The 20,155-nt window shown below is 62.0% G+C and carries 21 protein-coding genes; 12 read left to right on the top strand and 9 right to left on the bottom strand.

Annotated elements, in window-relative coordinates; translation table 11 throughout:
* Positions 1-474: 474 nt before the first annotated feature.
* From groL to ACWTU7_RS14465, 4 genes are all read right to left on the bottom strand, one after another.
* Positions 475-2,118 (bottom strand): chaperonin GroEL, encoded by a 1,644-nt coding sequence (gene groL, locus ACWTU7_RS14480; protein ID WP_455838885.1) that lies wholly within the window; start codon positions 2,116-2,118, stop codon positions 475-477.
* Between the two features lie 55 nt (positions 2,119-2,173).
* The gene (hemA, locus tag ACWTU7_RS14475) at positions 2,174-3,391 is read right to left on the bottom strand and encodes a 5-aminolevulinate synthase (protein WP_455839027.1); all 1,218 of its coding nucleotides are present in this window, start codon (positions 3,389-3,391) and stop codon (positions 2,174-2,176) included.
* 212 nt (positions 3,392-3,603) lie between these two features.
* On the bottom strand, positions 3,604-3,846 hold the full coding sequence (locus tag ACWTU7_RS14470) for a hypothetical protein (protein ID WP_127208050.1): 243 nt from the start codon (positions 3,844-3,846) through the stop codon (positions 3,604-3,606).
* A gap of 79 nt (positions 3,847-3,925) precedes the next feature.
* Complete coding sequence (locus ACWTU7_RS14465) at positions 3,926-4,531, bottom strand: SCO family protein (protein ID WP_455838884.1); 606 nt, start codon at positions 4,529-4,531, stop codon at positions 3,926-3,928.
* Between the two features lie 179 nt (positions 4,532-4,710).
* Here ACWTU7_RS14465 and ACWTU7_RS14460 point away from each other — a divergent pair, with 179 nt between their 5' ends.
* The 9 genes from ACWTU7_RS14460 (at position 4,711) to ACWTU7_RS14420 (ending at position 13,964) form a co-directional block, all read left to right on the top strand.
* On the top strand, positions 4,711-5,424 hold the full coding sequence (locus ACWTU7_RS14460) for a hypothetical protein (protein ID WP_455839026.1): 714 nt from the start codon (positions 4,711-4,713) through the stop codon (positions 5,422-5,424).
* 91 nt (positions 5,425-5,515) lie between these two features.
* Positions 5,516-6,661, top strand: a complete 1,146-nt coding sequence (locus tag ACWTU7_RS14455) for a metallophosphoesterase family protein (protein WP_455838883.1) — start codon at positions 5,516-5,518, stop codon at positions 6,659-6,661.
* A gap of 12 nt (positions 6,662-6,673) precedes the next feature.
* On the top strand, positions 6,674-7,138 hold the full coding sequence (locus tag ACWTU7_RS14450; protein WP_455838882.1) for a c-type cytochrome: 465 nt from the start codon (positions 6,674-6,676) through the stop codon (positions 7,136-7,138).
* 130 nt (positions 7,139-7,268) lie between these two features.
* Complete coding sequence (locus ACWTU7_RS14445) at positions 7,269-8,711, top strand: cbb3-type cytochrome c oxidase subunit I (RefSeq protein ID WP_455839025.1); 1,443 nt, start codon at positions 7,269-7,271, stop codon at positions 8,709-8,711.
* Positions 8,708-10,372: a cbb3-type cytochrome c oxidase subunit II gene (locus ACWTU7_RS14440; RefSeq protein ID WP_455838881.1), complete on the top strand. Its 1,665-nt coding sequence runs from the start codon at positions 8,708-8,710 to the stop codon at positions 10,370-10,372. The genes ACWTU7_RS14445 and ACWTU7_RS14440 overlap by 4 nt, the downstream gene beginning before the upstream one ends.
* Positions 10,373-10,522: 150 nt before the next feature.
* Positions 10,523-10,747 carry a hypothetical protein gene (locus ACWTU7_RS14435; RefSeq protein WP_455838880.1) on the top strand — a complete coding sequence of 75 codons (225 nt, stop codon included), beginning with the start codon at positions 10,523-10,525 and terminating at the stop codon, positions 10,745-10,747.
* A 152-nt stretch (positions 10,748-10,899) separates the two neighbouring features.
* Positions 10,900-11,022, top strand: coding sequence for a hypothetical protein (locus ACWTU7_RS14430; protein ID WP_268929141.1), 123 nt, complete (start codon positions 10,900-10,902; stop codon positions 11,020-11,022).
* Between the two features lie 30 nt (positions 11,023-11,052).
* The gene (locus tag ACWTU7_RS14425; RefSeq protein ID WP_455838879.1) at positions 11,053-11,781 is read left to right on the top strand and encodes a sulfite exporter TauE/SafE family protein; all 729 of its coding nucleotides are present in this window, start codon (positions 11,053-11,055) and stop codon (positions 11,779-11,781) included.
* 56 nt (positions 11,782-11,837) lie between these two features.
* Positions 11,838-13,964 carry a heavy metal translocating P-type ATPase gene (locus ACWTU7_RS14420; RefSeq protein WP_455839024.1) on the top strand — a complete coding sequence of 709 codons (2,127 nt, stop codon included), beginning with the start codon at positions 11,838-11,840 and terminating at the stop codon, positions 13,962-13,964.
* Positions 13,965-13,972: 8 nt separating this feature from the next.
* On the opposite strand, the gene ACWTU7_RS14415 is transcribed toward ACWTU7_RS14420, so the two are convergent.
* From ACWTU7_RS14415 to ACWTU7_RS14400, 4 genes are all read right to left on the bottom strand, one after another.
* Positions 13,973-15,241 carry an NAD(P)/FAD-dependent oxidoreductase gene (locus tag ACWTU7_RS14415; protein WP_455838878.1) on the bottom strand — a complete coding sequence of 423 codons (1,269 nt, stop codon included), beginning with the start codon at positions 15,239-15,241 and terminating at the stop codon, positions 13,973-13,975.
* A 6-nt stretch (positions 15,242-15,247) separates the two neighbouring features.
* On the bottom strand, positions 15,248-15,553 hold the full coding sequence (locus ACWTU7_RS14410) for a c-type cytochrome (RefSeq protein ID WP_455838877.1): 306 nt from the start codon (positions 15,551-15,553) through the stop codon (positions 15,248-15,250).
* An 88-nt stretch (positions 15,554-15,641) separates the two neighbouring features.
* Positions 15,642-15,968, bottom strand: a complete 327-nt coding sequence (soxZ, locus tag ACWTU7_RS14405) for a thiosulfate oxidation carrier complex protein SoxZ (RefSeq protein WP_206523219.1) — start codon at positions 15,966-15,968, stop codon at positions 15,642-15,644.
* Between the two features lie 15 nt (positions 15,969-15,983).
* On the bottom strand, positions 15,984-16,430 hold the full coding sequence (locus ACWTU7_RS14400) for a thiosulfate oxidation carrier protein SoxY (RefSeq protein WP_065007034.1): 447 nt from the start codon (positions 16,428-16,430) through the stop codon (positions 15,984-15,986).
* A 312-nt stretch (positions 16,431-16,742) separates the two neighbouring features.
* On the opposite strand from ACWTU7_RS14400, the gene ACWTU7_RS14395 reads away from it, so the two are divergent.
* Both ACWTU7_RS14395 and ACWTU7_RS14390 read left to right on the top strand, forming a co-directional pair.
* Entirely contained in the window at positions 16,743-16,916 is a 174-nt protein-coding gene (locus ACWTU7_RS14395; protein WP_455838876.1) for a transposase family protein, read from the top strand.
* A complete protein-coding gene (locus ACWTU7_RS14390; RefSeq protein WP_455838875.1) occupies positions 16,916-17,812 on the top strand; it encodes an ISAs1 family transposase in 897 nt (298 codons plus the stop codon). Before ACWTU7_RS14395 ends, ACWTU7_RS14390 begins: the two co-directional genes overlap by 1 nt.
* Positions 17,813-18,042: 230 nt before the next feature.
* On the opposite strand, the gene ACWTU7_RS14385 is transcribed toward ACWTU7_RS14390, so the two are convergent.
* The gene (locus tag ACWTU7_RS14385; RefSeq protein ID WP_455838874.1) at positions 18,043-18,531 is read right to left on the bottom strand and encodes a hypothetical protein; all 489 of its coding nucleotides are present in this window, start codon (positions 18,529-18,531) and stop codon (positions 18,043-18,045) included.
* Positions 18,532-18,559: 28 nt separating this feature from the next.
* On the opposite strand from ACWTU7_RS14385, the gene ACWTU7_RS14380 reads away from it, so the two are divergent.
* On the top strand, positions 18,560-20,155 hold a 1,596-nt coding region (locus ACWTU7_RS14380), incomplete at its 3' end, for an OmpA family protein (protein ID WP_455846524.1).

The raw sequence follows: 20,155 nt of genomic DNA, 5'->3' as shown, positions 1-20,155 counted from the left end.
GCCGGACGCGCGAAGCTTGCTCATGGCCCTGACCTCCGTCAGCGGAAAGTCCGGCCGGTGAAAGTGCAGCAGCCGGATATTTAGTAGAGGCAGCCAGAAGCTATCGCGCCATGTTCAAGCGCGATAGCTTCTGGCATTAACTGAGTTTGGCCAACGAGACAGATCTGCAATTGGCTCCGATTGTTGGGAGACGGGCAAATTGTTACAAAACCTAGGATATAAGGCCGCATGACCGAGAAATGATATAAGTTGTCACGGTGGTTGCGACCTAGAGATATTCCTCTCAATGGCCGCATTTCTGTTGACTTCGCTCCGGCTCCAGATGGCAAATCGTGCCACTTTGACCCATCTCGGTCGGCAACTTCGCGCCATGAGCCGACCTTGGATACCGTGATCCTCGACCATTTGTCTCACCTCGATAGCGGACGAGATCATTGTTGATTGCCGCGAGCCCGGATTACGACCGCGAAGCGGTCAAAAATCCAAATCCATATCGTGATGATGATGCTCGTGACCGGGAAGCTCCGGCGGCGGCGGGCCAGGCACTTCGGCCACCATGGCCTCCGTCATGATGAGGAGGCCTGCCACCGAGGCTGCGCCCTGGAGCGCCGTTCGCACCACTTTGGCCGGGTCGATGATGCCCTTTGACACCAGATCCCCGTACACGCCCGATTGGGCATCGTAGCCATAGGCGTTGTCGTCGTTTTCGAGGATCCCGGCGATGACGACCGAGCCTTCCAGGCCGGCATTGATCGCGATTTGCCGAGCCGGCCAGGTGATCGCCTTCCTGACGATCGCGATGCCGACCTGCTGGTCCTCGTTGCTGCCCTTGAGCTTCTTGAGCGCCCTGCCGGCGCGCAGCAAGGCGACCCCACCGCCGGGGAGAATGCCCTCTGCAACCGCGGCTCTTGTCGCGTTCATCGCGTCATCGATGCGATCCTTCTTCTCCCTGACCTCGACCTCGGTTGCACCGCCGACCCGGATAACGGCGACGCCACCGGCGAGCCTGGCCAGCCGCTCCTGGAGCTTCTCGCGGTCGAAATCGGAGGTGGTTTCCGCAAGCTCGAGCTTGATCTCGGCGATGCGGGCCTCGATCCGTTCCCGCTTGCCGGCGCCGCCGACAATCGTGGTGTTTGCCTTGTCGATCATCACCTTCTTGGTGCGCCCGAGCATATCGAGGGAAGCATGCTCGAGCTTGATGCCCAAATCCTCCGAGATCACCGTTGCGCCGGTCATCAGTGCGAGATCCTGCAGCATCGCCTTGCGGAGGTTTCCGTAGGCCGGCGCCTTCACGGCTGCAACCTTGAGAGCGCCGCGCAACTTGTTGACCACCAGCGCCGCCATCACCTCACTCTCGACATCATCGGCGATGATGAGCAGCGGCTTGCCGGCCTGCACCACCTTCTCCAGCAGCGGCAGTATTTCGTTCAGACTGGACAGTTTCTTCTCGCTGATGAGGACATAGGCATCCTGCATCTCGACCCGCATCTTTGCGCGATTGGTGATGAAATGGGGCGAGATATAGCCGCGGTCGAACTGCATGCCCTCGACGAATTCGAGTTCGGTTTCGAGCGACGTCCCGTCCTCGACAGTGATCACGCCGTCATTGCCGACCCTCTTCATGGCGTCGGCGAGGCAGCGGCCGATCTCCCTGTCGCCGTTGGCCGAGATGGTGCCGACTTGCGCAATCTCGACGTTCGAGGTGACCTTCGTGGCATTGTTTTTGAGTTCCGCGACGACGGCTTCGACCGCGAGATCGATGCCGCGCTTCAGGTCCATGGGATTCATGCCGGCGGCCACCGCCTTGGCGCCCTCCCGGGCGATCGCATGCGCGAGCACGACGGCGGTGGTCGTGCCGTCGCCGGCCTGATAGGAGGTTGTTGTTGCTATCTCACGCACCATCTGGGCGCCCATGTTCTCGAACTTGTTGTCGAGTTCGATTTCCCTGGCGACGGTCACGCCGTCCTTCGTGACCCGCGGCGCGCCGTGCTCCCTGCCGATCGCGACGTTGCGCCCCCGCGGGCCAAGCGTGACGCTCACCGCATTCGCCAGGGTGTCAATGCCGCGCAGCATTCTGTCGCGAGCCTCGAACGAAAACATGATCTCCTTGGCAGCCATTTCCTTGATCCTTAAGACCTAATCTTCTGGGAACGGCGAAGCTTCATTCGGCCGCTCAGGCGAGATTGTCCCGTGGCAGCCCGAGCCGATTCCAGACATCGAACAAAGCTGCTGCGAGCCGATCAATCATGATGTCCTCATGACAAGGTGTCGGCGTGATGCGCAGCCGCTCAGTTCCCTTCGCCACGGTCGGATAATTGATCGGCTGGATATAGATGTCGTGATCGCTCAGCAGCAGGTCGCTCGCCGCTTTGCAATGCGCCGGATCGCCGACTGCCACCGGAACGATATGGGTGTCGCTCAGGATGACCGGCAGCGCAGCGGCACCCAGCGCCGCCTTGACCCGCCGAACGCGGTCCTGCTGGCGCTTGCGCTCCCACTGCGAGGTTTTCAGATGCCGGATCGCCGCTGTGGCCGCTGCGCAGATCGCCGGCGGCAACGCAGTGGTGAAGATGAAACCCGGAGCATAGGAACGAACCGCATCGATCAGCACAGCACTTCCCGTGATATAGCCGCCGAGGCAGCCGAAGGCCTTGGCGAGCGTGCCTTCGATCACATCGATCCGGTTCATGGCGCCGTCGCGCGCGGCGATGCCGGCGCCGCGAGGGCCGTACATGCCCACAGCATGGACCTCGTCGAGATAGGTCATTGCGCCGTACCGATCGGCGATTTCGCAAATGCGATTGATTGGCGCGACGTCGCCGCCCATCGAATAGAGACTTTCGAAGACGATGAGTTTTGGCCGGTCCGGACCCGCCGCCTTCAACAATTCCTCGAGATGATCGACGTCGTTGTGGCGGAAGATGCTCTTCTCCGTACCGGACTGGCGGATGCCCTCGATCATCGAATTGTGGTTGAGCGCATCGGACAGGATCAGACAACCGGGGATCAGCTTGGCGATGGTCGAGATGCCAGTCTGATTCGAAACATAGCCGGACGTAAAGACCAGCGCCGCCTCCTTGCCGTGAAGATCGGCAAGCTCGCTCTCGAGCTCTAGGAGCGGATGGCTGGTACCGGAGATATTGCGCGTCCCGCCGGCCCCCGTTCCCAGGCGGGTAGCAGTCTCCACCATGGCAGCGACCACTTTTGGGTGTTGTCCCATCCCGAGATAGTCGTTGGAGCACCAGATCACGACGTCCTTCGGTCCATGCGGGGAATGCCACACGGCATTGGGAAAGCGTCCGGCAATGCGCTCAAGGTCCGCGAACACACGGTAGCGCCGTTCCTCCTGCAGACGCGCGATCGCATCTGCAAAGAAACCGTCATAACTCATATTGCCTGGCCCCAAGATACGGCCTTGCCCATTGGCCTTATCGCCCGCATCTCCGGTCATCGGAGGTCCAAATTGCGGCAGCGCAATGACGTTCTTTACGCCGCCACGTTTGCCGGTGTGCAACGCTGTGGGTTCCGCCATCGCCCGATTCCCCTGCTTGCATCCGAACTATGTCGAAGCGCGATGCGCGCGGATCCTGCTCGCATCGTTCCTCACGACCCGCGTTCAGGAAGGTCGAAGTTGAGCTGCAACATTCGCGCGATGTTTATCAGTATCGTCTCGCAGACCTTATCTTGATTAGGATCCAGATATTTGACAGTCCAGTTTGCCCCGTTCTCCTTGGTTTCGAGCCGCTGAATCACAAAATCGGTAACGTGCCCGCACCCCGGCTCCTTATGAAGATCCGCGAGGATCAATGCCTTAAGCTCCGAAGCTTCCTTTGTATGCCTTTGCATCGCCGCTCTCCTTCCGGATGGCAACTTCTACGCATCGATCAACTTCATAATCGTGATCTCCATCATCCCGGGGCTCGCGTCATCGCACCAGCTCACCCAACCTAGCGGCAATGCCGCTGCTTGGCGTGTCAGAGTCTAGCCCCTCCACGAATTGCCCCTGTGGGTTCATAATGTAGATGTAGGTGCCGTGGTCCATTAGGTAGTCGTCACCGCCCACCTCACCCTGGCGCGCCACACCATAGGCGCCATATGCCTCCGAAACCGCAGCGATCTGTTGCGGGCTGCCGGTCAGTCCGACGATGCGCGGATCGAACGCCGCGGTAAAGCTTCCCATCACCTCATGCGTGTCGCGTTCGGGATCGACGGTGATGAAGAGCGGCTGCAGATTTGCGGCGTCGGGACCGAGTTCCTCAATCGCCGCGGCGATTTCGGACAGAGTCGTCGGACAGATATCGGGGCAAGACGTATAGCCGAAGAAAACCAGCAGCCATTTGCCGCGATAAGTCTCATCGGTGACCGTCGTTCCGTCCGGCGCCGTGAGCGTGAAAGGGCCACCGACCGTCACAGGCGCCGTGTCAGCCCGCACGAGCGGTTGGCAGATCGACAGGGCCGCTGCGAATATGATGCAGAAGAGGGTTTCCGGACCGTAGGCCCAGGGGCGGAGGAATCCATGCCGTCGCTTCATCAAGTACCTCCGGCACTTCGAGAATGACACGCCAAAACCACCGCGTGTTTGTGATTAACAAACTCGCCTAAACCATCCTATTTTATCATATTTTGTTGCTGAATGGCTAGACATGGTAGTGGTTTGGCGCTATATTTAAAAGTTGCCCCTCATCCCTCACGAAGGAGGTGGCTTTTATGATGATTCGCGAATTGATGAGCGGGCTAGCAGCAATCGCTGTCGTTGCGACAATGTCCGCGCCTGCGCAAGCCTACGAAGTGGGTCCGGTCACGGGAGGCGGAACGATCGAGGGTACGATCGTCTACCGCGGCGACGTGCCGACAACAAAGATCATCCCCACCAAGGATATCGAGGTGTGCGGCGACCCCCGCGAGGAGCCGCTGATCGAAGTCGGCAGCGACCAGGCCGTGCTGAACGCGGCGGTGCAGCTGGTCGACGTGGCACAGGGAAAGGCCTGGCCGGAGCCCGGAAAGCCGCCTGAGCTTAACAACCTCAAATGCCGCTTTGAGCCCGCGGTTCAGATGATACCCGCCGGTTCGCTGGAGGTGGTCAACAGCGACCCAATGCTCCACAACACCCACGGCTACTATGGCAAGCGCACCGCTTTCAACCTGGCGCTACCCAATAAGGGCCAGCGGATACCCGTCGAACTGAAGCGGGCCGGCACTGTCCGCGTCGACTGCGACGCGCATGGCTGGATGGAAGGCTGGGTCTATGTGGTGGACAATCCCTATTACGCGGTCACCGGCGCCGATGGCAAGTTCAGCATAACCGATGTTCCGCCGGGCGACTACAAACTCGTGGCGATCCACCCCTTCACCGGGCCCATCGAGCAGCCCGTAAAGGTAGAGGAGAATAAGGCCACCAGTCTGACGGTTGAACTGAAAAAATAAAGAAAATTTGCGACCCACTGATTCAACAGGGTCGCGCTCCTGCGAGAAGACCGCCGCTTTAAGAAACGGTCTGCACTGAGGAGGAACCGTGATGTCTGACGAGCTTGACCGCATTCGGCGCGAAATGCATGCGGTGCTGCAGCCGCCTGGAGTACGGCCCGACGACTCGCTCCAAATCACCCGCCGCACCTTCATTCACAGATCGCTGCTGTTCGGTGCTGCTTCCGTCGGCCAGACCTTCGCGTGGTGGCCGCTGCTCAACACTATCGACGTCGCTCACGCCGCCGAAGCGCCCTTCAAATTTGCCTGGATTTCGGACACCCATCTCTACGAGAGATCGCTCAACACGCGCTTCGTCGACAAGGTGGTGCGCGCCGTGCAAGAGGTCCAGGCCATGGATCCGTCGGCCGACTTCCTGATCTTCGGCGGCGACCTGGCCCAGCTCGGAAAGATCGAGGAACTTGAGCTTGGCGTTGAGCTCCTCAAGGATCTGAAGATCAAGAAGTACTACATCCCCGGCGAGCATGACTGGTATCTGGATATGGGGAAGAAGTGGGGCGAGTTGTTCGGCCAACCCAACTGGACCTTCGATCACAAAGGCGTGCGCTTCATCGGGCTCGATACGGTCAGCCGGGGACCGGACTACTGGACAGCGAAGAAGATGACGCCAGAGGAGCGCATGGGCCACATGGCTACCCTCGACGGCACGGTTGCCGGCGCGTGGGCCGGTGTCGGCCGCGAGCAACTCGACTGGATGCAGAAGACACTCGCCGACTGGGATAAGTCCAAACCGATCGTCATCTTCAGCCATAATCCGCTGTACGAGTACTACCCGCCCTGGAACTTCTGGGTGCGCGACTGGCGCGAAGTGAATGACGTGCTGAAGCCTTATACCAAGGTCACCAACATCCACGGTCACGTGCACCAGGTGCTCTACAACGAGATCGGCAGCATGCGCTCGATCGGCATGCTGGCGACCTCCTGGCCGTGGCCCTATGCGCCGGAAGGCGTGCCCAAGCTGACCAAGCCGATGATCCGTGTCGATCCGGGCGATCCCTTCGACGGGGTCGGTTGGGAAACCGTAAACGTCAACTCCGACGACAAGGTCGATGTCGAGTACATCATGTGGGGCCGCAAGGAGGTGTTCGTCCAGTCGCCGGAGGACCACGACAAGAGCATTGAGGAGGTCATACGGCCACGCATCGCCGACAATCAATACCCGTGGGCAAATCCATAAAGGGTGGTGGCTATGATAAACACATCGACATTCCTCTGCATTCTGCGGCGTTCCACCGTCGCCGGAGCAGCCGTCGCAGCTGCCGTCGTCGTCGGGCCGGCCAGTGCCAACAAGGACCCGGTGACGCCAAAGCAGCTGAAACTCTATCAAGAGGCGTTCATGGAGGAGGTCAGGAAGGGAGACCTCTTGTTCCACGGTGATGCGGCGATGGCGGAGCAGTTGGGCGTCAAGCTATCGACCACCGGGTGGGCTTGCGCCATGTGCCATCCGATGGCCTCCGATACCCACCCGCACGCGTTCCCGAAGTTCCAGCAGTCGATGGCCAAGTTCGCGACACTGCGCGACATGATCAACTGGTGCATCGAGAAACCGAACCAGGGCGAGAAGATCGATCCCGAATCGGAGGCGATGAAGGCGCTGGAGGCGTACATCACCTGGTCGAACACCGGCTCGGTGTTGGTGCCAGGCAAGTACTAATCTCGTCGATAGCCGGGGCATCGGCTTCACGGGAGCGCGTCCATCGGGATGACACCTCGATGGGTGGGGTTGAAGCAGTCGTGCGGCCCGGGAACCGCGCGGGGAGGTCTATGCGTTGCCAGAGACGGGGATGAAGCTGCGCGGCAACTTCGCGAATGTGGACCTGGATGCGCTGGTCGACAACCGGGTCGTGCGGACCTGGCTTTATTTCGGCATGTTCTGGCTGATGGTGACGCCATCCGTCGGCGTTCTGATCTCGAGCACCTTCAACTATCCCGACTATCTTGGATCGGGAAACCTCGAGCTCACCTTCGGCCGGCTGCGCCCGGTCCACGTCAACGGTGTCATCTTCGGCGCCTTCTCGACGCTTTTCATCGGCCTTTGCTATTATCTCGTGCCGCGTCTGTCGGGGGTGCGGGTGATATGGTCGGAGTGGTCGGTTCTTCTCGCATGGGTCTGGAACGTCGCAACGCTTGCCGGTTTGGTCGGCTTGCTGTTCGGCGACAGTGACGGTTTGGAAGCCGGAGAGTTTCCGCTCTATGCGAAGGTCGCATTCTTCATCGTAGTGGCTGTTGCTACCGCGCAATTCCTGATCACGATCAGTCGAAGGCTCGAGCCGGCGATCTATGTCGCGCTATGGTACTTGATCGCCACTTTCGTGTGGACGACGATGAACTTCGTGCTTGGAAGCTTCATCCTGCCGTACACGATCTCGGGCATCAACAGCGCCGCCTTCCATGGCCTCTATCTCCACTACATCGTCGGGCTGTGGCTAACGCCCGCGGGCTACGTGATCATCTACTATTTCCTGCCGATCAGCGCGCGAAATCCGCTCTATGCCCATAAGCTCTCGCTGGTAGGCTTCTGGTCCCTGGCATTGTTCTACCCGTTCGTCGGCATCCACCATTACCTCTACAGCCCGATCGCGGACTGGGCCGAGACCTTGGCCGTCGTCACGTCGATGCTGCTGATCATTCCGGTGTGGACGGTGCTGGTGAACTTCTTCGGCACCATGATGGGCAAGTGGCATGAGTTCGGCAGGAACCTGCCGGCGAAGTTCCTGATCATGGGCTCGCTCATGTATCTCGTCGGCTGCTTCCAGGGCTCCACCGAGGCGCTGCGGCAGTTGCAGCAGCCGACCCATTTCACCGATTTCGTCATCTCGCATTCGCATCTCACCGTGTTCGGCACCTTCGTCGTCTGGGCGATGGGGGGTCTCGTCTATACTTGGCCGCGGCTGTTCGGGCGCGAACTCTGGTCCTTCAAGCTCGGCAACTGGTCGTTCTGGCTGATCACCGTCGGCATCGCGACCATGGGCCTGGTCCTCACAGCGGGCGGGCTGCAGCAGGGTTATCAATGGATGAATGGGGTCGAATGGCTCGACTCGCTCGTCTGGGTGAAGCCCTACTGGCTGGCGCGGACTCTGGCAGGCATCAGCATGGATATCGGTATGTCGCTGCTGGTGGTGAATCTGATGCTGACCGCACTGACCAGCCCGGCGGCTGAGGCGCGACGCGTCCGCGGCCCGGTGGAGGCGCCTATCCCCGCCCCGGCGGGAGGGCCCGCGCAGTGAACGTTCGCTTCTTCGCACTGTTCGCCGGCGTCTTCTGCATCACCCTTGCGGTGATCACGCAGGGCGTGCTGCCCTTCGTGGAGCCGTCCTCGCGAACTACGCGCGTGACCTCGGTGGTGCGCACGGATTTCGGCCAGCTGAAATGGACGGTTTCAGAGGCGACGGACTACACCGAGCAGCAGCGTCGCGGCCGCAACATTTACCTGCGCGAAGGCTGCTGGTACTGTCATTCGCAATTTGTGCGGCCGGTGACCGGCGAGATCCGCCGCTGGGGACCGGTCAGCGAGGCGGGCGAATACGCCTATGACGTGCCGCACCTGTTAGGCACACGCCGGATCGGGCCGGACCTGACGCGTGTCGGCCTGAAATACAGCGACGAATGGCACCTGGCGCACTTCTACAATCCGCGGATGCTGGTGCCGGACTCGATAATGGCGCCGTATCGCGGCCTCTTCCACGAGCCGGATGCAGCCGTCCGTATCGTTGACGACGGCGCTGGCAATCGGACCCTGGAGAGGACAGAGGTCACCAAAGGCCTGTTCGACTTCGACAGCCAGCAAGCGATCCAGCTGACGCCGAATGCATATGGGTTGCTGTTCGTGCCGCTGAAGGCGCGCGAAAGAAAGCCGATCATCCTGACGCCGAACGACGAATACACAGGAGAAACCGTCAGCATCGCGGCGGAGACGGAATCGGTGGCGGCGCTCGTTTCCTATGTCCAGAAGCTCGGCACGAACCGGGGTAAATGGCGCGATCTTTTCGAGCCGCAGAGCCTGGAGGTCATGGATGCGACGATGCCGCGCTCCGAGGAATGGATTGCCTATGGCAAGGAAGTGTATGAGCGCCGCTGCATCGGTTGCCACGGTGCCAAAGGCGACGGCAACGGGCCGGCCGCCACCTTCATGTTTAACCAGCGGCCCAGGGACTTCACGTCAGCAGTCTTCAAGTTCAGGTTGACAAAGGAGCCCCTGCCCACGGACGGCGACATGCTGCGCACCATTACTCGCGGCATCCGCGGCACGGCAATGCCCCCTTGGTACGAACTGCCGCTCAACGATCGGTTGGCGGTGATCCAATACATCAAGTATGAACTAGCGGTTGACCGTTCCGATCCCGCCAGTCCTTACGCTTTCTTCGTCGAGGAACCGCCTGGCCCACCGTTGTATATCGGGCGCCCGCCGACCCCGTCCCAGACGATGCTGGACCGTGGCAAGGAGGTTTGGCAGGTGGCGAAGTGCTGGGAGTGCCACGGCCAAGGTGGCAAGGGCGACGGCGAGAAGGCTGCCGGCCTCAAGGATGATCTCGGGTTCGCCACCGTGCCGGCCGACCTCACCAGCGGCCAGTTCAAGTCTGGCCCGGCCGTCGAAGACATCTTCCGGACGATAACTACGGGCCTCAGCGGCACGCCGATGCCGTCCTATCGGGATTCCTTTCCGGACGAGGACCGGTGGGCGCTTTCCTATTTCGTGGTGGCGCTTTCCGCCTATAAAGACCCGCTCTCGCTGCAGCCGCTCTCGATCAAGAAGGAGGCCCGCGCGGCGCTGAACGATCTGGAACTGGTCGCTGACAAGCCTGAGCGAGCCTATGTGCCCGATCCGTCGGTGCCGGCGTCCGGCCCGCCAGCGCCGCCTGGCGAGGAACAGGCGCCCGCAGGAGGATAGCCATGCTCGGTTTTGAAGTCACCGGACCCTATGCGGGCGCCATGATGATGAGCCTGGCGGCCCTGTTCTTGTTCATCTGGGGCGTCCTATCCGGCGCGTTGAGCGGCACCGACAAAGCCGCCAACGGGTTTTTTGAAAGGGAAATGGAAAATGAGCGATCTGCAGAGCAGCGATCCGGAGAGCCCGACGCATCCGGAACTGGAAGTGCGTCAAAGCTCGCACCCTGAACTGGAAGACTATGCCGGCGGCCTGATACAGGCGCGTGTGGGATTCATTCCCATATGGCTTCTCGTCGTCTACGTGCTGCTGTTCGGTTGGGGGCTGTATTACATGTATGTCTATTGGGGCGGGCTCGGTCCCGGCCGTCTGTTCTAAGAAGATTGTCGCAAGGCTGGTAAGGCAGGAGTGATGGAGATGTTGGTAGCCAGAATTCTTCTTGGGGTCGCCGCATTGAACCTCCTTTTCCTGGCCTTCGAGGTGGCGACAAACGTGCTTCGTCTTTATTTCGGCTGACATAGGAGCAGCGGATGCTACAGGACACCATTTTCAAGCTCGCTGACGCCGGCTTGCCACAGATGCTCGGCTTCCTCATCTATGGCGGCTGCACCGTCGGCTTTATCATTTATCTTGTCTATCTTGTGCGGCAATAGCGGCGCGGACGCGGCGCTGCGAAAACGCCAATGATCTACTACCTCGTGATCTTCGCCGCTGGATTTGCAGGCAGCTTTCATTGCATCGGCATGTGCGGCGGCTTTGCCTGCGCGCTGGGCCGCGATCAGCGAGGCGGAGGCGCAACCGTCCTTCGCCATCTGCTCTATAATACCGGCCGATTGACAACCTATTGCTTTCTGGGCGGGCTCGCGGGTGCGATCGGTCAGGTCATCTGCACCACGCAAGGTCTAACGGCGCCGCCGCTCTTGAACGGCTCCCTCGACATCGCCCAACGAATTCTTGCGATCGTCGCTGGCCTGCTCATGATTGCCATGGCGTTGCAGTTCTTCGGCTTGCTGCAGGTCTTTCATCGCCTTGCGATCGGATTTGGCGGCAGCACGTTTGCATTGTCCCTGCGCGGTCTGTTGACGGCTCGGAGCAGCGCCGCACCGCTCGCCTTTGGCGTTTTCAACGGCTTCCTGCCATGTCCCCTGGTTTATGCCTTCGCCGCCCAGGCGGCGAGCACCGCCGGAGCGCTTCCCGGGTTTCTCGTTATGGCATGGTTCGGACTGGGAACCTTCCCCGCGATGTTGATGATGGGCGGCGTTGGCCGGATACTCGGGCCAGCCTGGCGGCGGCGCGGCGTGCGGCTGGCTGGTGGCTTTATTCTTTTGCTCGGCTTCATCACGCTCGGCCGTGGTCTCCTGCCTTCCGACGCGCATATCGGCCTTGCTTGGCTGGGCGGACATCCCGCATGACTGCGCATGGCGATATCCTCTGTAGCCACTGTTCGCTGCCCGTCGGCCTGCGCCCGATGGAGCGCAGGCTCAACGGTGAGGCTTGCGCGTTCTGCTGCTACGGCTGTTGCATCGCCTTTCAGGTGAAGAGCGGCAGACACGAAGAGTGGGAAGCTGCCTGGCTTCTGATCCAGCTCGGCGTGGGAGGCTTTCTCTCCATGAATATCATGATGTTCAGCCTCCTCCTCTATTCGGACGCGTTCACCGGCGTCGATGCGGGCGTGCTGCCGTGGATTCACCTTTTGCTCTGGATCTTCGCGACGCCGGCGGTGGTGATTCTCGGCGGACCCTATCTGCGCGAAATGTGGCTCAATGGCATGCAGGGACGAGTGACGTCGTCGGCACTCGTCGTGCTTGGCGTCGCTGCCGCTTACCTCTATTCGGCATTTGCCGTGTTCGAGGGCAGCACGCATGTCTATTTCGACACCGCCGTGATGGTACTGATGCTATTCACCGTTGGCCGCTATCTCGAGGCTGTTGGCCGTGCCAGGGCGGCGCGCGACCTCGAACCTCTTCTGGCCGCAGAAAGCGAGAGCGCGACCGTGGTCGATGGCGCGGCAGACATCCGCCGTCCTGTGCGGGAGGTGTCGGCCGCCATGCTGGTGCGGGTCCGGCCAGGCGAGCGCATTCCGGTCGACGGCGTAGTTGTCGAGGGGGAATCGAACACCGATGAAGCCGTGATTACCGGAGAAAGCCGGCAAGTGACAAAGGGAGCCGGCTCCAAGGTGATTGCCGGCAGTATCAATATCGACGGCCCGCTCCTGATCCAAAGCAGCGGTGACGGAACTGCAACCCGCTGGGCGCGGATTTGCCGGTCGGTGCGCGAAGCGCTGGGCCGTCGCAGTCCAACCCAGCGCCTTGCCGATCGGATCGTTGGCGTGTCCGTGCCGCTCGTCCTCGCCCTCGGCGGGCTGACGATCGTTTACTGGGCGCAGTCATTGCCGTTCGATGGGGCGTTGCTGATTGGCCTCTCGGTACTGGTGGTTGCCTGTCCTTGTGCCGTCGGCCTCGCTGCTCCGATGGCGACATCACTCGGCATCGGCCGGCTGGCGCGGCACGGCTGCCTCGTCCGCGACCCCGGCGTGCTCGAGACCCTCGCGCGTGTCCGGCTGCTCGCCTTCGACAAGACCGGCACTCTGACGGCGGGCAAAGCGCGTCTCGTCGGCGTCGACTGCGAGGAGGTCGGCATCGACGAAGCACTGGCACGCGCCGCCGGTCTGGAGCGCCTTTCCGAGCATGGTCTGGCGCAGGCCATCGCGGCAGCAGCCGCTCAGCGGGGCATCACGCCGCTCGTCACCCGCGATGTCCGGACGGTTCCCGGCCGTGGCGTCCGCGGCAGTGCCGAAGGCCGGCCCGTGGCGGCAGGGAACGGCAGACTGATGAATGATCTGTCCTGGCCGCTTCCCCCGTCGCTGGCCGAGCGTGCGCGGTCGCTGGAGGCGAGCGGTCATTCGGTGGTCTATGTCGGTTGGGGCGAGCAGGTTCACGCCGTGCTGTCACTCGATGATTCACCGCTTCCCGAAGCGCAGGCCGCGATCGCGGCCCTGCGTGAGCGCGGGCTCGACGCCACGCTGTTGACCGGCGACTTGGCGCAAGCGGCGGAGCGGATCGCGGCCCTGGTCGGGATCAAGGACATCCAAGCGGGCCTTTCGCCGGAGGCCAAACGGCTGGCCCTGGATCGGCTCCGCCATGACCACGGTTCGGTGGCGATGGTCGGCGATGGACTGAATGACGGGCCGGTCCTGGCCGCCGCAGATGTCGGTATCGCCGTCGGCTCCGCCACCGATCTCGCCCGCGAGACTGCGGCGCTCGTGCTGCCTGCTGACGGATTGTGGATGCTGCCCTGGATCGTCGACGTGGCCCGCGCGGTCCGCAGGACCATTTTGACCAACCTTATGTGGGCGTTCGGCTACAACCTCGTCGCCCTGACGTTCGCAGCATTCGGACTTCTGCAGCCAATCCTTGCGGCGGCGGTCATGGCCGGCTCGAGCATCCTCGTGGTGGTGAATTCGCTGCGGCTGGAGCGGCTGCCCGATCCTGTTCCAGCGCTGATCCCGGAGCAACGATCCGGTGCCAAGGCGGAGCGTACCCAGCATGGTGCCGGCATTTCCGCAATGGCCGGCCCGGCCGTCGAGCGGAGTTGAGTTTCGTTTCAGCCAAACACGTCGTGCGTGAACGCGTCATACCAGCCTTCCGCCGCACGCGCAGCCTGCCGGCGGACCTCGGAGCTTTCCTCGACCTTGCTGATGAAGCTAATGACGCTCTTGAGCTTCCCGTCGACGGGCTTGAAGCTGATGGCGTTGCTGAACGCATCGTCCGGGGCGAGATAGGTGTAGCAGGTGTTGAACAAATGCGCCGGGAAACGCGCTGATCCGGTGAGATCGGCCGCGATAGCAAAGGCGCAGGCTTTGGCCTGGCTGTTGGCGCAGAAGGCGGATTTCGGCATATCCCAGCCGATGATCGCGTCGCCGACCAGATGGACGCCGGGCTGCAGCGCCGATTCGAAGGTGACCGGATCAACCGGACACCAGCCCGACTGATTGGCGAGCCCTGCCTGCTGCGCCAAGCGCCCGGCCATTTGCGCCGGGATGACATTGGCCACCGCGGCCTTGAATGTTGCTCCCTCGGTGATCACCGACCGGGTCTTCGCGTCGATCGCCGTGACCCCGCCAGTGAACTGGGCCGGTAGCCATTCGATCATTCCCGGATAGTGGCGGTTCCAAGCGTCCTGGAACAGGTCCTGCGCGTTGAAGCTGTCTTTCGCATCGAGGATCAGAATTTTGGCCTTGGGTTTGCGGCGCTGGAAATAGGATGCGACGAGCGAAGCGCGCTCGTAGGGGGCGGGCGGGCAGCGAAACGGATTCGGCGGAGCAACGAGCACGAACAGCCCGCCGTCCTCCATGCTTTCCAGTTGCTGGCGCAACAGCCTGGTTTGCTGCCCTGCATGCCAGGCGTGCGGCATGATCTCCATCGCCGCTTCGTCATAGCCGTTAAGCGCCCGATCCCTGAATGCGATGCCTGGCGCAACAACGAGGCGGTCGTAGCTGAGCTTCGAACCGTTGTTCAGCGCAACGGTTTTCACCGCCGGGTGAATCGCCGCGGCGGACTCATGAATGACGGTGATGCCATATTGTTTTGCCAGCGCTTCATAACCATGACTGAGCGATTCGAACGGGCGCAGCCCGGCGAGATAGAGATTGCTGAAGAAACAGGTCGCGTAGCTCTGCCGCGGTTCAACCAGGGTCACTTCGATAGCCGTGACGGTGGCGGCGAGATATTTGGCGACCGTTGCGCCGCCGATGCCGCCGCCGATCACGACGACACGCGCCTTGGCCTGGCCCCGCGCCTTCGGCTGGTTGAGCGCCGTTAGCAACGCTGCTCCGGTGAGGCGGCCGAACTCGCGACGGGTCCAGGATTTCATGGCGCGTTACTTTCCCTGCGCTGCGACATAGCGCGCGACGCTCGCGATCTCCTCGTCGTTGAGCGACAGCGCGATAGCGTGCATGATGTGATTTGGACTCTCGTTCGCCCGGTAGGCAAGCAGGGCGTTGGTGAGCCTCTCCTCACCAAGCCCGATGATGCTGGGAATGACTGTGCCGCCGCCATCGAGGCGATGGCAGGACGCACAGATCGCGGCGAGTTGAGCGCCTTGATCGGCCTCCGCCGCCGCGCCGGATTGGCTGACGAGCAGCACGAGGCCCGTGGCAATCGCAGATCTCGCGACGGGGCGCATGCTGAATACCCGTCTGTTTCGGAGTTTTCGGGTCACGCTCCTGCCCAGCTCTTCACATCAATTCGCGCAGCTGAATTGCGCCACCACCTCAACCGACCGTGAGCTGGTGCGACAACGCAAAGACGGCACCGCCATCTTCTTCCCAAACGAAATCGAGCCGGCCGCTCTCCGTCGCGCGCAAGGAAAATTCGAAGAACGGGTTGGCCGAAATCGCCTCGTGGAGATCGACACTGAACACCACGGTTTCGTTGTAGCGGCAGACAAACTTGTTGATGATCTTGCGCGGGATCACATTGCCTTGATCATCATGGCGCAGCCCTGTTTCCATCTCATGGCTGATGATGGTCTTGACCTGAAAAATCTCTCCCTTCGCCGCGGCGCTCGGCACGATCACGCGTGGTGTCGGGGTGGTCACTGTCTCTCTCCGATCTCAGGCACAGCCATCCGTGGCGACACGGACCCACGTCGTGGTCATCAGCAAATTGCCGTCATTCATTTCGGCAACAGCGATGACATGTTGCGGTCTGGCAAGACGGATGCGTGTCGACACGCGAGGTAGACTGCGTTGGGGGACGAAATGGAAACTGGCGACTTCGATAAGCGGGTTCCGCGGCGCGAACACGCGCATTTGCCTCACATGGTCGGCCTCAGTCATTGGGCTGTCGATGTAAAGGCTCATGGGCACGGTATAGCCGGTCGGGAAGTCCGTCGGCATTATCAGGTGCAGGCGATCCGACACCGTGGCCGTCCGTCCGGTGAGCTGTTCGACGAGATCCAGCGCTTCATCGTTCGCGCGCGCGCTCTGCAGCGAGAAGAGCGAAACCCCGGCAAACCCTACACTCCCGGCGATCAAGACATCGCGGCGCGTCAAGCTCATCGTCCCGGTCTCCAAACCCTGCCACTCTTTAGGCGAAGCATCGGCGGCGGCGGGCGGCGCACTCGGACACATCAGTGCGGCTGCTTCTACCACATTTAGCACCGACAACCGCTGGGAGCAATCTCGGGGAAGTTGGACACAGGGCTGCGAACTCGGGTTAACGGGCTTTAGGGACTGCGGTTGATCTGATTCCATGGGGCTTCGATGATTTCAGAGCCCTGCCATGCCCCTTGCCGCCCTCGAAGGATTTGAGAAGCCGCGCCTGAAGGCGCTTCTGGAGCATTTCGCCTCGATCGAAGACCCGCGCGAGCCATGGCGGGTGGCGCATCCGCTGCCGGAGTCCTGCTTCTGGTTGTCTGCGGCACGATCTGCGACTGCGACGACTATGATCTCATTGCCGATTGGGGCGCGGCGCGTCTCAACTTCCTGCGCCGCTACTTGCCCTATCATCACGGCGTGCCGGGCGGGCGCTGGCTGACCTGCTGATGAACCGCATCGACCCGGGCCTGTTCTCGGCCGCCTTCACCTCATGGGTGCGCCAGACATGGCCCGACAAGCCGGACTTCGTCGCCATCGACGGCAAGACGTCACGGCGCAGCCACGATCGCGGCGCTGGCAAGGCCCCGCTGCATCTGGTCTCGGCCTTCGCCACCACTGCCCGTCTCGTGCTCGGACAGGAGGCCGTCGCTGACAAGAGCAACGAGACGACCGCGATCCCGGTGCTTGTCGAGCGCCTGGCGGCAAATGACGGCCTCAGGGCACGCTCGTCTCGATCGACGCCATCGCCACCAATGCCGCCATTGCTACCACCATCAGGGATAGCCGGCGCCGACTACCTGCTCGCCGTCAAGGCTAACCAGCCGACGCTCAGAGCCGAGATCGAGCGCTATTTCGACGACGCTCCCGCCGATAGCCTCGACAGCTTCGTCGATCTCGACAAGGGCCATGGCCGCATCGAGGAGCGCACCGTCACCGTCTCGCGCGAGACTGGCTGGCTGGAAAGGCCAGCGCCGCTTTCCCGGCGAACTGCGCCTGCCAGACGCCACACCATCGTGCGCGTCAGCTCGCGCATTGGGCTGAAGGACAAAAGCCGCTTCGACACGCGTTACTTTATCGCCTCCGCCGAACTGACGGCCGAACGAGCCGCTCATGCCGTGCGCGGCCACTGGCTGGTCGAGAACGCTTTGCACTGGACCCTCGACGTCGTCTTCAACGACGACCAGTCGCGTCTCAGAAATGGCTACGGCGCTCTCAACATGGCGATCGTGCGCCATTCGCTCTCAACCTCGTCAGAGCCGTCAGCGACTAGCGCTCCATCAAACTCAGACGCAAAAAGGCAGGGTGGAGCACTCGCCGCAATCCTCGGCGAACTACGCCGTTAACCCGAATTTGGAGCGCTGAAGTTGTACATGAGAGCCGCGCGCTTGCCGCACCGCGATGACATCCTCAACCTCGCCTGAACGCGGCTGTTGCCCTCATTCGATAACTCTTGGCGTTTCGGTCTAAGAGACTAAGGTCCGCCTTCCAGCTGACCTCAGACGATACATAGCCGGCCTAAACGGACTGCAGCTATCCACTCTTCTGCGACCTTCCCGCGCCGATTTTTAGGAGGTCAACCGGAAAGAGCAACGAGCGCCAATTCCGGACCAACATCAAGGTGACCCTGTCGGTCGCCTCTCCGACCCGTTGGCCGGCCTTCGTGTTGCTTCGCTGCAAGTACCACACAGGGGTTAGCGGTTCGACGTCGCTGCGGGCGAACATAGTAGAACGGGGTCGGCCGATCATCATCAATGATCTGACCGTCATCGAGCTTTCCTGAAAGACAAAGGTCGCTTGGACGTGGGTGCGAGATTGGCATTTTCCAGTGTCGCTCGCGATGCCGCACGCAGAGGTCCAACATTATTTTTCGTTCTTGACGATCGATGATCATCGACAGCGGTCCCGTGAAACTCATCAGAAGTGTCGCGTTTCTCGTCATTCCCGGCTGCGGCCGGTGAAGCGCCGCGCCCTGGACATATTCTCGACGGAAAAACGCCTCGAAGCGCCCGGCAACCGACCGATTGGGAACAATCTTACCTGTTTCAAGGTTGGAGATGCGCAAGGGACTGCTCTACGGAATCATTGTCCAGATGAAACGCCATTTTCGGATTCTTGTCGGTGCCACGGTCGGCCTCACATTGACACCTGCTCCGCTTCCCGCACTTTCGCGCGACGCCCAGCCGCTCGCGGCACCCGTCATTCTGGCCCAAGCCCAGTCGTCCGAAGAGGAAGAGCTGCTGCGCAGGAAGAATAGAAAGGGGGCCAAACGCGACGAGCAGCGGACTCCCCAGGCAGAAAGGCCGGCGCAGCGCGAGCGGGCCAAGCGGCCTGCGGCGCGGGAGCGCGAAGCCATCAAACGGCGTGCCGCCGAACCTGAGCCCGCGATCACCGAGGAACGTCAGAAGCGGCGCAAGGAGCGCGAAACCGTCAAACGGCGTGCCGCCGAACCCGAGCCGGCGATCACCGAGGAACGCCAGAAGCGGCGCAAGGAACGCGAAGCCGTCAAACGGCGTACCGCCGAACCCGAGCCCGCGATCACCGAGGAACGCCAGAAGCGGCGCAAGGAGCGCGAGGCCGCCAGACGGCCTGCCGCCGAACCCGAGCCGGCGATCACCGAGGAACGCCAGAAGCGGCGCAAGGAGCGCGAGGCCGCCAGACAGCGTGCCGCCGAACCCGAGCCGGCGATCACCGAGGAGCGCGTGAAGCGGCGCAAGGAGCGCGAAGCGGCGATGCGTCGTCCCGAAAACGCCGCCAGGCTCTTCGACAGCGCCAAGGAAAAGCCGGTGAGGCGCAAGCCGGGGGGCGCCGAGCCGGGTCAGCCCGCTCGGGCCAGGGCCGAGCGGCTGCCCGAAAGCGACGCCGCGGCGCAGGCGCGAGCCTCGAGAGATCCAGTGCAAATCGGCTCCGTCATCTCCGAGGAAGGCCGCCGCATCGAACGCCCGCGCAGGGAGCGTCCCGAGGTTCCGGAGGGCGCGGAACTTGTGCGCGAGGTCAACAACCGCTTCATCTTCCGAACCGACAACACCTATTTCATCGAGCGGCCTCGCGAGGAGCGCTTCATCATCGACGCGCGCGAGGTCTACTACGAGGAACTGCCGCGCAGCCGGCAGCGCGAGGTTGTGGTCCGTCCCGACGGGACGCGGATCGTCACGATCCGCAACCGCTGGGGAGATGTCGTCCGCCGTGTGAAGATCCTGCCCGACGATCGCGAGATCGTCCTCGTCTATGTCGAAGACGACTATTACGACGAGGTGCTGGAATGGCGCGATCCCGGCCTCGACCTGCCGCCCCTCGACCTCGACATTCCGGTTCGCGACTACATACTGGACGCGGAATGGGTTGAGGACCCCGAAGACTACTATACGTTCCTGGACCAGCCGCCGGTCGAGCAGGTGGAGCGCACCTACTCGCTTGACGAGGTCCGGCGTTCGGCGCGCATCCGCGACAAGGTCAGGCGCATCGATCTCGATATCATCAATTTCGAGTTCGGCTCGGCCCAGATCCCGGAGAGCGAGATCGGCAAGCTCGAAGGCGTCGCCGAGGCCATGCAGCGCCTGCTCAAGGAGAACCCGGGCGAGACCTTCCTGATCGAGGGTCACACCGATGCGGTCGGGGCGGAGGTCGCGAACCTGGCGCTGTCGGACCAGCGGGCCGAGGCGGTGGCGACCGCGCTGACCAACGTCTTC

The sequence above is a fragment of the Mesorhizobium sp. BHscii genome, assembly GCF_053848065.1.
This window is presented reverse-complemented; position numbering and strand designations above follow the sequence as displayed.

What these genes read in the sequence shown, in the direction of transcription:
- groL (WP_455838885.1), bottom strand. Translation starts at nt 2,118, where the DNA reads ATGGCTGCCAAGGAGATCATGTTTTCGTTCGAGGCTCGCGACAGAATG.
- hemA (WP_455839027.1), bottom strand. Translation starts at nt 3,391, where the DNA reads ATGAGTTATGACGGTTTCTTTGCAGATGCGATCGCGCGTCTGCAGGAG.
- ACWTU7_RS14470 (WP_127208050.1), bottom strand. Translation starts at nt 3,846, where the DNA reads ATGCAAAGGCATACAAAGGAAGCTTCGGAGCTTAAGGCATTGATCCTC.
- ACWTU7_RS14465 (WP_455838884.1), bottom strand. Translation starts at nt 4,531, where the DNA reads ATGAAGCGACGGCATGGATTCCTCCGCCCCTGGGCCTACGGTCCGGAA.
- ACWTU7_RS14460 (WP_455839026.1), top strand. Translation starts at nt 4,711, where the DNA reads ATGATTCGCGAATTGATGAGCGGGCTAGCAGCAATCGCTGTCGTTGCG.
- ACWTU7_RS14455 (WP_455838883.1), top strand. Translation starts at nt 5,516, where the DNA reads ATGTCTGACGAGCTTGACCGCATTCGGCGCGAAATGCATGCGGTGCTG.
- ACWTU7_RS14450 (WP_455838882.1), top strand. Translation starts at nt 6,674, where the DNA reads ATGATAAACACATCGACATTCCTCTGCATTCTGCGGCGTTCCACCGTC.
- ACWTU7_RS14445 (WP_455839025.1), top strand. Translation starts at nt 7,269, where the DNA reads ATGAAGCTGCGCGGCAACTTCGCGAATGTGGACCTGGATGCGCTGGTC.
- ACWTU7_RS14435 (WP_455838880.1), top strand. Translation starts at nt 10,523, where the DNA reads ATGAGCGATCTGCAGAGCAGCGATCCGGAGAGCCCGACGCATCCGGAA.
- ACWTU7_RS14430 (WP_268929141.1), top strand. Translation starts at nt 10,900, where the DNA reads ATGCTACAGGACACCATTTTCAAGCTCGCTGACGCCGGCTTGCCACAG.
- ACWTU7_RS14425 (WP_455838879.1), top strand. Translation starts at nt 11,053, where the DNA reads ATGATCTACTACCTCGTGATCTTCGCCGCTGGATTTGCAGGCAGCTTT.
- ACWTU7_RS14420 (WP_455839024.1), top strand. Translation starts at nt 11,838, where the DNA reads ATGGAGCGCAGGCTCAACGGTGAGGCTTGCGCGTTCTGCTGCTACGGC.
- ACWTU7_RS14415 (WP_455838878.1), bottom strand. Translation starts at nt 15,241, where the DNA reads ATGAAATCCTGGACCCGTCGCGAGTTCGGCCGCCTCACCGGAGCAGCG.
- ACWTU7_RS14410 (WP_455838877.1), bottom strand. Translation starts at nt 15,553, where the DNA reads ATGCGCCCCGTCGCGAGATCTGCGATTGCCACGGGCCTCGTGCTGCTC.
- ACWTU7_RS14400 (WP_065007034.1), bottom strand. Translation starts at nt 16,430, where the DNA reads ATGAGCTTGACGCGCCGCGATGTCTTGATCGCCGGGAGTGTAGGGTTT.
- ACWTU7_RS14395 (WP_455838876.1), top strand. Translation starts at nt 16,743, where the DNA reads ATGGCGGGTGGCGCATCCGCTGCCGGAGTCCTGCTTCTGGTTGTCTGC.
- ACWTU7_RS14390 (WP_455838875.1), top strand. Translation starts at nt 16,916, where the DNA reads ATGAACCGCATCGACCCGGGCCTGTTCTCGGCCGCCTTCACCTCATGG.